Annotated in this window: 10 protein-coding genes; 7 read left to right on the plus strand and 3 right to left on the minus strand. The window is 70.6% G+C overall.

Annotated features, from left to right (window positions below):
- Positions 1–19 precede the first annotated feature (19 nt).
- Positions 20–307 carry a PAAR domain-containing protein gene (locus FWJ24_RS08535; RefSeq protein ID WP_150287395.1) on the plus strand — a complete coding sequence of 96 codons (288 nt, stop codon included), beginning with the start codon at positions 20–22 and terminating at the stop codon, positions 305–307.
- Between the two features lie 6 nt (positions 308–313).
- Here the strand turns inward: FWJ24_RS08535 and FWJ24_RS08540 are convergent, their stop codons facing one another.
- Positions 314–1,213 carry an adenylate/guanylate cyclase domain-containing protein gene (locus FWJ24_RS08540; RefSeq protein ID WP_150287396.1) on the minus strand — a complete coding sequence of 300 codons (900 nt, stop codon included), beginning with the start codon at positions 1,211–1,213 and terminating at the stop codon, positions 314–316.
- A 424-nt stretch (positions 1,214–1,637) separates the two neighbouring features.
- On the opposite strand from FWJ24_RS08540, the gene tssK reads away from it, so the two are divergent.
- Genes tssK through FWJ24_RS08570 form a run of 6 tightly spaced genes read left to right on the plus strand, consistent with a single transcriptional unit; the run spans position 1,638 to position 11,634 of the window.
- Positions 1,638–2,975, plus strand: coding sequence for a type VI secretion system baseplate subunit TssK (tssK, locus tag FWJ24_RS08545; RefSeq protein WP_150287397.1), 1,338 nt, complete (start codon positions 1,638–1,640; stop codon positions 2,973–2,975).
- A complete protein-coding gene (gene icmH, locus FWJ24_RS08550) occupies positions 2,972–4,438 on the plus strand; it encodes a type IVB secretion system protein IcmH/DotU (RefSeq protein ID WP_150287398.1) in 1,467 nt (488 codons plus the stop codon). Before tssK ends, icmH begins: the two co-directional genes overlap by 4 nt.
- Before the next feature lie 54 nt (positions 4,439–4,492).
- Positions 4,493–8,044: a type VI secretion system membrane subunit TssM gene (gene tssM, locus FWJ24_RS08555; protein WP_246155619.1), complete on the plus strand. Its 3,552-nt coding sequence runs from the start codon at positions 4,493–4,495 to the stop codon at positions 8,042–8,044.
- A complete protein-coding gene (gene tagF / locus FWJ24_RS08560) occupies positions 8,041–8,754 on the plus strand; it encodes a type VI secretion system-associated protein TagF (protein ID WP_150287399.1) in 714 nt (237 codons plus the stop codon). The genes tssM and tagF overlap by 4 nt, the downstream gene beginning before the upstream one ends.
- The gene (locus tag FWJ24_RS08565) at positions 8,751–9,569 is read left to right on the plus strand and encodes a PP2C family protein-serine/threonine phosphatase (protein ID WP_150287400.1); all 819 of its coding nucleotides are present in this window, start codon (positions 8,751–8,753) and stop codon (positions 9,567–9,569) included. The genes tagF and FWJ24_RS08565 overlap by 4 nt, the downstream gene beginning before the upstream one ends.
- On the plus strand, positions 9,562–11,634 hold the full coding sequence (locus tag FWJ24_RS08570; protein ID WP_246155620.1) for a serine/threonine-protein kinase: 2,073 nt from the start codon (positions 9,562–9,564) through the stop codon (positions 11,632–11,634). Before FWJ24_RS08565 ends, FWJ24_RS08570 begins: the two co-directional genes overlap by 8 nt.
- Positions 11,635–11,651: 17 nt before the next feature.
- Here FWJ24_RS08570 and tagH read toward each other — a convergent pair whose 3' ends face one another.
- Positions 11,652–12,962, minus strand: a complete 1,311-nt coding sequence (gene tagH / locus FWJ24_RS08575; RefSeq protein WP_150287402.1) for a type VI secretion system-associated FHA domain protein TagH — start codon at positions 12,960–12,962, stop codon at positions 11,652–11,654.
- Between the two features lie 31 nt (positions 12,963–12,993).
- Positions 12,994–13,569 carry a DUF6931 family protein gene (locus FWJ24_RS08580; protein WP_150287403.1) on the minus strand — a complete coding sequence of 192 codons (576 nt, stop codon included), beginning with the start codon at positions 13,567–13,569 and terminating at the stop codon, positions 12,994–12,996.

Consider the following 13,569-nt stretch of genomic DNA (forward strand, 5'->3'; position numbering starts at 1 on the left):
AGCCCGCCGAGGCCCCGTCATGAGCCGTCCCGCCGCCCGCCTGACCGACATGCATACCTGCCCGATCATCGCGCCGGGCATGCTGCCGATCGCCATGATCGGCGCGCTCAACGTGCTGATGGGCGGGCTGCCGGCGGCACGCGTGACCGATGTCTGCGCCTGCGTACCGCCGCCCGTGCCGGACCCGATCGTGACCGGCGCCTGGAATGTGCTCGTCGCCGGGCTTCCGGCGGCGCGGATCGGCGATCTCACCGGCAAGGGCGGCGCCATCGTCACGGGATTGCCAACGGTGCTGATCGCGCCTTAAGCCGGCTCAGCTCATCGTGAACAGTGCGAAGCGGAGCGCCTCGGCCGGCTCCTTGGCCGGATCATAGCCGAAGCCGAGATAGCCGAGCCCGTGCAGCACGAGATCCTTGCGGCGCAATGCAATGGCGCTCTCGCCGGCGAAGACCACGAAGGTGCCGTTGGTCGAATGATCCGTCAGCACCCATTGGTCTCCGGAAAGCTGGATCGATGCATGGGCGCGCGATGCGCGCGGATCGGCGATCACGAAATCCGACCCGTCCTCGCGGCCGATCGTCGCCCGGGTCCGCGAATCGCCGGAGCTCCAGCGCATGGCGCCCTGGGCCAGTTCGAGCCGGCTGCGGCGCGGTGCCACCGTCTCCTTGGCGATGTCGTGCGGCAGCACCGTCATCGCGCCCTCGCGCAGCCAGAGCAGCTCGAGAACCGGGAAGTCACCACCGACCCCCTTGAGCACGATGGTGCCGAGCCGGCGAAGCATCGCCGAAAGCTCGCGCGGCAGCGTCTTGCCCATCGCCTCGCTGACGATGATCTCTCCACCATTGGCGGCGGAGGCGAGGCGCGAGGCGATGTTCACGGTATCGCCGAAGCAATCGTCATCGGTCTCGATCACGGGGCCGGCATGGATGCCGACGCGCAGCCGCAGCGCCGATTCGGAATCGGGATGCGGCAGCTTCGCCATCGCGAGCTGCGCCGCGATCGCGGCATGGCAGGCCGAACCCGGCTCGGGAAAGGTCGCCATGAGCCCGTCGCCGATCGATTTCACCACCGCGCCGCCGCGGCCGGTGATCACGGCCCGGATCGCGGCATGGCATTCCTCGATCATCCGGAGCGCGCGCTGATCGCCGACGCGGCGGAAGAGCTGCACGCTGCCCTCGATATCGGCGAAGAGAATGGCGCGCCGGGTTTCCATGCCGCGAACTCAGCGCTCCGCAGCCGCGATGCCGCCTGCGGCACGGAGAGCCCGGCGGGGCATGGCTGGCGGCATCCGGCTGATCCTGTTTATAGCCATAGCCGCGAGTTTACCCGGAACCGCCGCGCTTGCCACCCCGATCACAGGGTTCAAAGCGTGACGGCGCGCCGCCGGAACGTCGCCGGGACGAGCAGCGCCCGGAGCGCGATGGCGATCCTGTCGCACGGATGGGGGCATGGCATGAGGGGTCCGGCATCCTGTCGAAAACCATGGCGGCGGCGGCGGAATGCTGGTTTATTCTCGCCGACGCGGCAGCGGATGTGCGCCGGCATACATTGGCGGGTGGTTTGGGCATGTTCCATGGGCAGACGCGGCGGCCCGGCGGCCGGCGCGGCAGGTCTGGGCAGAATGGCGGGCGTGAACGATGTCGTGGTTCGGAAAAGTTGCCTGGTCGGAAGGTCTGTTCCTCCGGCCGCACCATCTCCAGCAGTCGGATCGGTACCATGAGCGGCTCGTCGAGACCCGGACGAGCCATGTCACGCCCTATCCCTGGGGTTTCGTGACGCTCGAGATCGACCGCGATCTCGCACAGCAATCCAAATTCGCGCTGCGCACCGCGCGCGGCATCATGCCGGACGGCACGCCCTTCGATCTGCCGGCCGACGGCCCGCTGCCGGCGCCGATCGACATTCCCGCCAACGCGGCGAAACACATGGTCTGGCTCACCCTGCCGGCGATTGCGCCCAATACCCGCGAGATCGACGATGCCCGCGCCGAGAGCGGCTCGCGCTTCGTCGCTGCCAGCGAGACGATCATCGATTCGAATTCGAATGTCCGCGTCGAGGAGGAAATCGATATCGCCTTCCCCCGGCTGGCCTTCGACCTGCGCAAGACGCCGCGGCCCGGCCATGTCAATCTGGGCATCGCCCGCATCCTCGAACTCAAGGACAAGGCGATCGTCTTCGACGACCGCTACGTGCCGCCGGTGCTCACCTGCCAGTCGCATCCCAATGTCGACGGCTGGATCGACCGCGTGACCGGGTGGATGACGAACAAGCTCGAAGAGCTTGCGCGCTACGCCGCCGACCCTTCTGCTGGCGGCGGGCTCCAGACGGTCGATTACCTGGTGCTGCAGGTGCTGAACCGGCATATCAACGGCCTCAAGCATATGCGCGCCTCGCGCTATACTCACCCGGAGCGGCTCTATGTCGAGCTGTTGCGGCTCGCGGGGGAACTCGCGACCTTCGCGACCGCCGGACGACTCGCCAAGGATTATCCCGCCTATGACCATGACGATCTCGAAGGCACCTTCCGGCCGCTGATCGACGATATCCAGGAATTCCTGTCGATCCGCTACGGGCGCCGCGCCATCCGGCTGGACATGATCGAGCGGGCGGAAAACGCCTTCATCTCGACGATCAAGGATCGCTCGCTGTTCCGCAACGCCAATTTCGTGCTCGAAGTCTCCGCCCGTCGGCCCCTGACCGAGATCCAGGCGCAGTTCCCGCAGCTCTTCAAGGTCGGCCCGAACACCAAGATGAACGACATCGTGCACGCGCATCTGCCGGGCGTGCCGCTGATCCACATGCCGACACCGCCGCCGCAGCTGCGGGTGATGGCCGACCATGTCTATTTCCTGCTCGACCGCACCTCGCCGCTTTGGCCGGAATTCTCCACCGCGAGCGCGGTCGGCTTCCATTTCTCCGGGCTCTGGCCCGATCTCGAACTCGAATTCTGGGCGATCCTCGGAGACCGGCCATGACGGACCGCAAGCCCCCGCCCGGCCCGCCCGAGCGCACGATCATCCAGCCCAATCCCGGCGGGCGTCGGGCGGCGCTCCCGCCGCAGCCGGGCGCATCGTCCCCCCAGCCGGCCGCCGGCCCGCCGGCCGGACGCGAGAGCGGCGCGGTGGATTGGGCGGGCTCCTTCGATTCCGCGCCGCGGCCGGCGCCCGCATCGCCGCCGCCGCTCCATCCCGCCCCCCGCCAGCCGGGGCAGGCGATGATCCTCAAACGCGACGTGCCGGTCGCGCCCAACGAGAACCTTCTCGTCGAGGCCGCGGGGCCGATCCTGCTGCTGCTCGGCCGGCTGCGTGCCTCGCTGATGCATGCCCGCTTCGCCGACCTGATGGACCAGGTCGCGAGCGCGATCGAGGCGTTCGAGAAGAGCGTGCGCGCCGAGGGCGTCGGCGCCGAGACCGCGCGAGATGCGACCTATGCGCTGGCGGCGACCGCCGATGACATCGTCCAGAACATCCCCTCCGAGGACCGGCAGATCTGGACGCAATATTCGATGCTCTCGCGCTTCTTCGGCGAACGCGTGGGCGGCGTGCGCTTCTTCGAACTGCTCGACCGCGCGAAGGCCGATCCGCATGCGAATGTTGACCTGCTCGAACTGATGTATGTCTGCCTCTCGATCGGGTTCCAGGGCATCCACCGCACGGCCGGCGGCGGCGCGGCGGCGCTGCAATCCATCCAGCGCAACCTCTACGAGACGCTGCGCCGCGTCCGGCCGCGCACGACGCTCGATCTTTCGCCGCATTGGCAGGGGCAGGACATTCCGCCGCCGGCCGCGCGGCTGCGCGTGCCGTTCTGGTCCGTCGCGGCGGTGGCGGGCGTCGTCCTCGCCGGCATCTACATCACCTTCCGGCTGCTGCTCGGCGGCGCCTCGGACAGCGTGGCCGGCGAGGTGCGCCGGCTGATCCCCACCGACCGCGTGGCCCTGGCGCGGCGCGAACCGGTGCCCCCGCCCCCGCCGCCGCCGCCCTCCTCGCAGATCAACTGCATCAAGACCGCGCTCGCGGCCGAGATCGAGGCCGGGCGCATCACCGCCGTCGAGACCCCCAGCTCGGTGATCCTGCGCGTCGGCGCCTTCGCCTCCTTCGCCTCCGGCCGGGCGGATGTGCTGGAGAGCTTCAGGCCGGTGGCGACGCGGATGGGGACGATCCTCGACAAGCACAAGGGGCCGCTGCGCATCATCGGCCATTCCGACAACACCCCGATCGCCTCGGCGCGCTTCCCCTCGAACTGGCACCTCTCGGTCGCCCGTGCGCAGGCCGTGGCGGCGCTGATCCGGCCCGCGCTTTCCGATCCCGCCCGGGTCTCGGTCGAGGGCAAGGGCGCCGACCAGCCGCTCGACGATGCCAACACCGCCGAGGCGCGGGCCCGCAACCGGCGCGTCGAGCTGATCATTCCGCGCGACGACGCGTTCCAGACCTGTCCGTGAGGCGGCGATGACCCCGAACCCCGCCCCCGCGATCTCAAAGCCGGGAGAAGCCCCGTGACCGCCCGCCTGCTGCTCATCGCGATTTCCTCGCTGATCGGTGCGCTCGCCCTCGCGCTCGTCATCTGGTTCGTCGGGCCGCTGGTCGCGATCGGCGAAAGCCATCCGTTCGACGCGGTCTGGCTACGGCTGCTGCTGATCGGGATCCTGTTCGCCGTGGTGCTGGCGGGGCTCGCTCTCGCCTGGCTCAGCCGCCGCAAGGCGCAGGTGCGGCTCGCCCGCAGCCTCGAAGGCGAGGCAGGCGGCGAGGAGGCCAATCCCGGCGATGCCGCGGTGCTCGCCGACAAGATGAAGGATGCGCTCGCCACCTTGCGCAAGTCGAGCGGCACGAAGGGCGATTACCTCTACGACCTGCCCTGGTATGTCATCATCGGGCCGCCCGGGGCCGGCAAGACCACCGCGCTCGTCAATGCCGGGCTGAAATTCCCGCTCGCGCGCGGGCTCTCGCCGGCGGCGATCGCCGGCGTCGGCGGCACGCGCTATTGCGATTGGTGGTTCACGGACGAGGCGGTGCTTCTCGATACCGCCGGCCGCTACACGACGCAGGATTCCGACGCGAAGGCCGACCAGAAAAGCTGGCGTGCCTTCCTCGAATTGCTGCGCGAGAACCGGCCGCGCCAGCCGATCAACGGCGTGCTGCTCTGCATCAGCCTCGAGGATCTGATCGCCGGCGGGCCGGAACTGGCCAATCTCCATGCCGAGGCCTGCCGCGCGCGGCTCATCGAGCTGCACGACGAGCTCAAGATCGATTTCCCGGTCTATGTCCTCTTCACCAAGGCCGACCTCGTCGCCGGGTTCAACGAATTCTTCGGTCACCTGAACGAGCAGGGCCGCCGGGCAGTGTGGGGGGCGACCTTCCAGACCGACGACAAGACCGAGAACCATGTCGACCGGGCCGGAACGGAATTCGACCTCCTGATCGAACGGCTCAATCTCGACCTGATCGATCACCTGCAGGACGAGCCGAACCCCGCCTCCAAGGTGCAGATCCTCGGCTTTCCGAGCCAGATGGCGGCGAGCAGGGCGGCGATCGTCGATTTCCTCGGCCGCGTCTTCGAGCCGACGCGCTACCATGCCAACGCGACCTTGCGCGGCTTCTACTTCACCTCCGGCACCCAGAAGGGCTCGCCGATCGACCGGCTGATCGGCGCGCTCTCGCGCTCCTTCGGCGCCGAGGAAGCGGCGGCGGCGAGCTATTCCGGCATCGGCAAGAGCTATTTCCTCACCGACCTGATCACGCGCGTCATCGTCGGCGAGGCCGGCTGGGTCTCGACCAACCGCGCCGCCGTGCGCCGCAACGCCGTCATGCGCCTCGCCGCCTATGGCGTGCTCGGAACCCTCACCCTCGGTGCGCTGGCCGCGTGGTGGATCAGCTACCGCAACAATTCCGGGCTGATCGAGCAGGCCTTCCAGGCCGCGACGCGCTACAAGCAGATCGGCGAGGATGTTTCGACCGAATCGATCATCGCCGACGGCGACCTCAGCCGGCCGCTGCGCCATCTCCACCATATCCGCACCCTGCCGGCCGGCCATGCCGAGCGCGAGATGCCGGTGCCGCTCGGCGAGACCTTCGGGCTCAGCCAGCGCGCGCGGCTCAATTCCGCCGCCGAGAGCGCCTATCAGGCGGCTCTGGAGCGCCATTTCCGGCCGCGGCTGCTCTACCGGATCGAGAGCGAGCTGCGCGCCCGCCAGGACGATGCCGGCTATGCCTTCCAGGCCCTGCCCGTCTATCTGATGCTCGGCGGCCGCGAGGCGATGGACAGGGAGAAGGTCACCGCCTTCCTGACCGAGGATTGGGAGCAGAACCAGTTCCGCGGCGCCGCGAACGCCGATGGGCGACGCGTGCTCGGCGAGCATCTCGCCGCCCTGCTCGCCTTCGACCCGCCGGAGGCCGAGCGCGCCATCGTGCTCGACGAGAACCTCATTCAGGAAACGCAGAAGGCGCTCGGCCAGCTCGGGGTTGTCGAGCGCGGCTTCGAGCTGATGCGCGGGTTCGGCGCCCGACAGGCGCATCGCGACTGGATCGCCAGAACCCGCGGCGGGCAGGATGTCGAACGGGTCTTCGAGGCGCAGGGCGGCGAGGGGCTCGAAGCCGTGCGCGTGCCCTTCCTATTCACCTATGACGGGTTTCACGAGATCTTCCTCGGGCGGATGACCGAGGTGCGGGGAATCGTCGAGAAGGATCGCCGGCTGATGGGCGCCGTGGCCGACCAGCTCGCGCTCCAGAAGCAGTTCGACGAATTCGAGCAAGGGCTGCTCCGCCGCTACAATCAGGAATTCGTCAAGGCCTGGGAGACCGGCCTGCGCCGGCTCAGGATCAAGGCGCTGACCGCCGACCGTCCGCGCTACGTGGCGCTCGACGCCGCCGCGCGCGCCACCTCGCCGCTGATCGCGCTCTTCGAATCGATCCGCGCCGAGACCCAGCTGACCCGTGAGCGGCCGAAGCCGGCGGGGCAGGCGCCCGCCGCCGCAGCGCAGCCGCCGAAGCTCAGCCTGCCGGCGGGAACCGTTCCCGGCGCCGAGATCGAGGCCGCCTTCCGGCCGATGCATGTCGTCGTCGAGGCGCAGGGCGGCAAGCGCATCATCGACGATGTGATCAAGAACCTGTCGGATATCCACCAGAGCCTGATGGCGATGCAGGATCCCGCCCAGGCCGCGGGCGCGCAGCAGATGTTCCGCGTCCATCTGCAATCGCTCAACGGCAATTCGACCCGCCTGCCGCCGCCCTTCGCGACCATGCTCCAGACGGCGGCGAACGCCTTCGACCAGGACGCGACCGGCTCGACCATCGCCCGGCTCCAGCGCGCGCTCGCCGAGCAGGTGACGGAGCCCTGCCGCGTCGCGACCCAGAACAAGTATCCGTTCACGCGCGGCGCCGGCGCCGAGATCTCCATCCCCGATTTCGAGCGGCTCTTCGCCACCAACGGCATCATCGACCGGTTCTTCCAGGTCAATCTCGCGAGCTTCGCCGACACGACCCGGCGCGAATGGGTCTGGAACCCGACAAGCCCGGTGGGGCGGCAATTGCCGCCGGCGCTCATCCGCGATTTCCAGCGCGCGGCGGCGATCCGCGAGACATATCTGCGCACCGGCGCGGCGGGCTTCGGCTTCGTTGCCCGCAACATGACGATGCCGCCGGGCGCGCAGCAGGCGCGGCTCGAGATCAACGGCGCCATCGCCACGACCGACGCGCCGGAGGTCACGGCGCCGCGCGGGCCGCTCGACGGGCTGTTCGGCGCGCCGCAGCCGGCCGCGCCCAAGGCGCCGGTCGCGCCGACGCAGATGCAATGGCCCGGCCCGGCCGGCCTCCAGCGCGCGGCGATCGTCCTCCAGGATGCCACCGGCCGCGTCGCGACCCAGCAGAAAGACGGTCCCTGGGGCCTGTTCCGTCTGCTCGACGGCGCCAATGTCCAGAAGGCTGGCGAAACGGTGATGGCGCGGTTCGGCGTCGGCGGGCAGGAGGTCGCCTACGCGATCAACGTTCCGGCCGGCGAGAACCCGCTGACCTCGCCGCTGCTGCGCAATTTCCGCTGCCCCGGCGCGCCGTGAGCACGGCCATGGGCCAGCCGGGAGGAGCCTGCGGGCTGTTCGGCAAGGTGCCGGCGCGGCGCGATTTCGTCGCCGCCGGTATCCCGCAAAGCGTGCTCGGCCCCTGGGAGAGCTGGCTCCAGCGCGAAATGGCGCAGAGCCGCGTGCTGATCGACAGGGCCTGGGTCGCGGCCTTCCTGAGAGCGCCGATCTGGCGTTTCTGGTGCGGCTCGCGCGTGCTGGGCCGCGCGGCACTCGGCGTGCTGATGCCGAGCGTCGACGGGGTCGGGCGCTATTTCCCGCTGACGCTTCTCGCCGTGGCGCCGGAGGGACACGGTTTCCCGCCGGTCGCGGCGCTGCTCGAGGCCCCCTTCCTAGTGGCGCTGGAGGATCTCGCGCTCGCCGCGCTCGCGCCCGAAGCCCGCTACGAGGATCTGCGCGCCGCGCTTGACGGGTTGGCACCGCCCCTGGAACCCGCGCCCGCTGCCGAGCGGCGCGGCGTCTATGTCTCCGCGGCGCTCGGCGAGGGCACGGATGCGCGTTTCGCCGATGCGGCGGAGGCACTGGCCGACTGGCGCGCGGCACGGAGCGGGGCGGGGCATTCCGTCTGGTGGACGCTCGGCGGCGGCGGCTTCGCCGCGCGGATGCTCGCCGTCGAAGGCTTGCCCGACGGCCCGCTCTTCGCCACCATGCTGAACGGCGCGTTCGAAGCGGGAGCGGAGGCATCATGATTTCACCCAGCCCCATCCCCGAGAGCCGGCTGCGGTTCGAGACCAGCGCCGGGACGCATGTCGGCCTCGCGCGCGAGGAGAACCAGGACGATCTGCTCGTGAAGCCGGAGGCCGGGCTCTGGGCGGTGGCGGACGGCGTCGGCGGCCTGCATGACGGGCGGCTTGCAAGCCGCACGCTCGTCGAGGCGCTGGCCGCGGTGCCGCCGGGGCGCGATCTCCGCGGGATCGTGGCCGCGGTGCGCGGTCAGGCCGGCATCGCGAACCGGAGCCTGCTCGACATCGCGCATCGGCGCTCCATCGCGCTCGGCACGACGCTGGTGGCACTCGCGGCCCGGGACGAGGGCTTCGCCTGCCTCTGGGCCGGCGACAGCCGCCTCTACCAGATCCGCGGCCGGCAGATCCGCCGCATCTCGGAGGACCACAGCGAGGCCGGCGAACTCGTCCGGCAGGGCGTGCTGACGCATGAGGAGGCGCGGGACTGGCCGCGCCGAAACGTCATCACCCGCGCGCTCGGCGTCGAGGAGCCGCTCGACCTGGAACTCGCGCAGGGGCGGATCGAGGATGGCGACATCTTCATCCTGTGCTCGGACGGATTGACGGCGCATCTCGACGATTCCGAGATCCTCGCGGTGGTGGCGGGGCGCCCGCTCGACGGCGCCGCGGACGCGCTGATCGAGGCGACCCTGCGGCGCGGCGCCAGCGACAATGTCACCGTCATCGTCGTCGGCGCGCGCCGGGAGAACCGGCACCGCGAGGTGGCGGGCATGCGCGAGAAGACCGTCTACATCATCCCGCGGGCGGTGCCGCGTGAGTGACGATGCCATCCCCGCCGGCCATGCTGCGGCGCCGGCCGGGAGCCTCCCGGCCGGTCTCCAGCTCAACGGCACCTACGAGATCGACCGGCTGATCGCCACCGGCGGCATGGGCGAGGTCTATCGCGGCCATCTGATCGAGACCGGCGACCCGGTGGCGATCAAGGTCATCCGCGCCGACATGGTGCGGAACGAAGCGGCGCTGGCGCTGTTCCGCAAGGAGGCTTCGGCGCTCCACCACCTGCATCACGAAGCGATCATCCGCTATTTCGTGGTGGCGATCGATCCCGGGCTCGGCAGGCCCTATCTCGCGATGGAATTCGTCGAGGGCGAGCCGCTGTCCGAGATCATCCGGCGCGGGGCCCTGCCGGAGGCGGATTGCTTCGCGCTGCTCGACCGGCTCGCCGCGGGGCTCGGCGCCGCGCATCAGATCGGCATCTTCCATCGCGATGTCTCGCCGGACAACATCATCCTGCCCGAGGGCGACGTGACGCGCGCGAAGATCATCGATTTCGGGATCGCGAAATCGACGCGCTTCGGTGCCACCACGGTGATCGGCGATGGATTTGCCGGCAAATATTCCTATGTCTCGCCCGAACAGCTGGGCCTCTATGGCGGCCAGGTCACCGAACGGTCGGACATCTACAGCCTCGGCCTCGTGATCGCGGAGGCTTCCGCCGGGCAGGCGATCGACATGGGCGCCAACCATGCCGAGACGATCGAGCGCCGCCGCGCGGTGCCGCCGCTCGACGGCGTGGCGGCGGGGTTGCGGCCGCTGCTGTCGCAGATGCTCCAGCCGCTGCCCGAGGACAGGCCGGGCAGCATGGCCGAGGTGCGCCGGCTCGCACTGCAGGCATGGCCGGGCGGGAGCGGGGCCGCGGGCGGTTTCGGAGGCGCGGATCCGACGCTGCTCGCGCCGCGCGCCCGCAGCCGGCTCCGCGCGATCGAGGCGGCACGGCAGGCGGAAACCGGGGGCGGCGGCGGGCGCAGGCGCATGGCCTGGCTGGCCCTGGCGGCGCTCCTCGCCGCAGCGGTGCCGGCCGCGCTCTATGTCTGGCCGGGCTTCCTCGCGAAGCCGGTCCAGACGGCGAATCTCGAGGACGGCCCCTATCTGCCGCTGCCGAGCGGCGGGCTGCCGCGCCCGGAAGGCCCGACGCCCGCGCTGCGGCCGGCGGGCGACCCCGCACGCCCGCAGGGAACCGCCTCGCCCGATCCCGAGCCGGACGAGAGCGCGGAACCGGCGGCGCGTCCGGGGCTTCAGCCCGCCGCGGCGCCCCCCTCCGAACCACCGCGTGCGGAGCCTCCCGTGACGCCCACGCAGCCATCCCAGCCTCCGCCGCTGCCGGCGATCGCCGCGCAGGAGGTCAAAGAGCCCGCCGTGCCGGCCCGGCCCGTGCCGGAGCCGCCCGGCCCGTCGCCCGATCCCGCGCCGGCACCATCGACCAGCCTCCCCGCCGCAATGACGGCGGAGGATTTCGTCGCGCGCTATCCGCCGGCGTCCTGCTTCCTGCTCACGCTGCGCAAGGCCGGGCCGCGCAAGGCCGATATCGAGGCGTTCGGCAGCGAGGTGAAGGATATCGAGGCGTTCGACCGGGCTTTCGCCCGTTCGCTCGGCTACGAGGCCGATATCCAGTTTCGCGCCGTGAGCGATGCGCAATGCCCGGCGATCGAATTCCTGGCGCGGTTCCAGCAGCCCGATGCCGAGGCGGGGCTGGTGCTCGACACCTTCAACCTCCGGCCCGGACAGGCGGTGACGGGGGTGATCCGCGGCGCAGGCTTCCGGGCGGTCACGGTCCTGATGGTGACGGATGACGGGATGGTGCGGCCGTTATCCGTCCGCCCCGATCCCGGCGGGCAGAACAGCCTCGTCACCATCGATGCCGAACCCGCCGCCGCCGGCCGCAAGCCGAAACTGGTGATCGCGATCCTCTCGCCGCGCCGGCCGAAAGCCGCGACCATCCCCGGCCGCGTGCCGGCGCGCCGCATCTTCGCCGATCTCGCGGCGGAGCTTGCCGCCGAGCGGGAGGGCGTGACGGTTCTGCGCCAATATCTGCGGATCGATGGATAACGCGGCCGGGGCCGCACTCAGCGCCCCGGCGGTGTCCGGTCGTATCGGGCGGTGAAGAGGTTCAGAAACACCCCGCGAATCCCGTCCGGATGGCTCGCGGCAAGCGCCTGCCAGCGGCTGCGGTAGAGATCCCAGAGCCGGGCGCGGCGGCTCGCGAACAGCGCGCCGACCTTGCCCTCCGGTTCGATCGTCGCCTCGATCTCGGCCGGGTCCAATTCCTTGATCAGCCCGTCGAGCGCCGCCTGCATGGCGACGAACGTGTCGAGCTGATGCGTCTTCAGCGCCTCGAAGGTCTTCCGCAGCGCGGCCTCGCCGGCGAGATAGGACTTGCCGCGCGGGCCGAGCATGATGCGCAGCGCATCCTCGGCGGTCGGCGCGAACGGAATCGGGTTGTTGTCGAGCGCCTGCACGGTGGTGTGGCTCGCGCTGCGCATCGCGCTCTTGGATTCGCTGCGCGCCTGCATCAGAGCCTTCAACTCGGCCGTCGCCGCCAGCATCATGCGCCCCAATTCCTCGGCCAGCGCGCCGGGTTCACGCTCCTTCAGCGCACCGGGCGGCAGGCCGGCGCCGATCTCGAACCGTCGGATGAATTCGGCGGCGTCCGCTGCCGGAGGCGACAACGATTCGACCGGCTCCGGCACGGGCAAAACCGGCAGGGCTGCGGATGTGAAATCCGGCACGGGAGCCGGCACAGGCTCCGCCACGGGGAGCGGCGCGGCTTCCGGCCGCGGCTCCTGGTGGCGCGGTCGCGGCCGCTCGAAGGCCGGCACCCCGGCGGCGCCGCTATCGCCCGCGCCCGACCAGGGATCGGCACCCCGCCAATCCGGCGCCGGCGCCGGAATATCGCTCGCGCGGTCGATGAAATCGTCGGCATGCACGGGGCGGTAGCTGCGCTCGCGCGGCACGGGGGCGGGAGGGGCGGCCTCCTCGCCCACCGACCAGAGATCGGCGGAAGCCGGTGCCGGCGGCGAGGCATCCCCTTCCACCGGAAGCGCGGCCTCCGCCGCCTCTCCCGTGACGGAAACGGCGATGATGTAATGGCCGATCTCCAGCCGATCCCCGGTGCGCAGGCGGCGCGGCGCGGCGAGCCGGTTGGCATCGCCGTTGAGATAGGTGCCGTTGGCCGAGACATCGTGCAGCCAATAGCCGCCATCGCGATAGCGGATCTCGCAATGCCGGCCGGAAATCACCCGCGACGGATCGGGCAGGACCCAATCGAGATGCGCGTCGCGGCCGATATCGATGCCGCGCCGGCCGGTCAGGACATAGCTCAGCGGCCCGCCATCCGGCAGGGCGCCGATATTCTCGATCTTGAGCAGCAGCGACATCACGGCCGGAAATCCTCGCTCCCGGACAATCTCACGGGGCGCCTTTCCTGGCGATGCGGGTGCAGGCGGCGAGCCATGCCTGGATCGTAGCACGAGATTTCGCGACGGGAACCCGGCCGAGCGCGATCGCAAGCCCGCCGGTCACGGCCTGCGCGGCGAGGTCCGCCGGCGCGGGCGCGCCGGGATAATCGCCGACGGAGAGATTGCCGCCCGACCAGGCGGCGGCGAAGGCCGCCCAGGTCGCAGGCGCCCGCGGGTCGAGCCGTTCCGCGAGCTTCAGCGCCGTGACGCGGCGCGTCTCGCCGGGCTCGCGCAGCCAGGCCTCGGCCGCCTCGATCGCGGCGTCTCCGGCCGCGAGATCGATCTCGGGCGTCGCGCGCAGGGCGGCGCAGAGCCATCCCACCGCCTCGCGGCGGGGGAGCATATGCGCGGCGAAGCGGATCGCGTCGAAGGGCTCCGGCCCCGCGCCCAGCCGTTCCATGAAGGCGAGCGGCGCCTCGGCGCCCGGCCGCGCGGCGATCGCCTCGCCGAGCTTCGGGAAAGCATCGAACACGGCTTCGGCGGTCTCGAAGCGGATGAGATCGGCGGAACGGGGGGGCGCGGCCAT

The sequence above is a fragment of the Rhabdaerophilum calidifontis genome, assembly GCF_008641065.1.
In the GTDB taxonomy this organism is placed as follows: Bacteria; Pseudomonadota; Alphaproteobacteria; order Rhizobiales; family Beijerinckiaceae; genus Rhabdaerophilum; species Rhabdaerophilum calidifontis.

Excerpts from the sequence above, each read along its gene's own strand:
- FWJ24_RS08535 (WP_150287395.1), top strand. The coding sequence starts at position 20 with ATGAGCCGTCCCGCCGCCCGCCTGACCGACATGCATACCTGCCCGATC.
- FWJ24_RS08540 (WP_150287396.1), bottom strand. The coding sequence starts at position 1,213 with ATGGAAACCCGGCGCGCCATTCTCTTCGCCGATATCGAGGGCAGCGTG.
- tssK (WP_150287397.1), top strand. The coding sequence starts at position 1,638 with ATGTCGTGGTTCGGAAAAGTTGCCTGGTCGGAAGGTCTGTTCCTCCGG.
- icmH (WP_150287398.1), top strand. The coding sequence starts at position 2,972 with ATGACGGACCGCAAGCCCCCGCCCGGCCCGCCCGAGCGCACGATCATC.
- FWJ24_RS08565 (WP_150287400.1), top strand. The coding sequence starts at position 8,751 with ATGATTTCACCCAGCCCCATCCCCGAGAGCCGGCTGCGGTTCGAGACC.
- tagH (WP_150287402.1), bottom strand. The coding sequence starts at position 12,962 with ATGTCGCTGCTGCTCAAGATCGAGAATATCGGCGCCCTGCCGGATGGC.
- FWJ24_RS08580 (WP_150287403.1), bottom strand. The coding sequence starts at position 13,569 with ATGGCCGCGCCCCCCCGTTCCGCCGATCTCATCCGCTTCGAGACCGCC.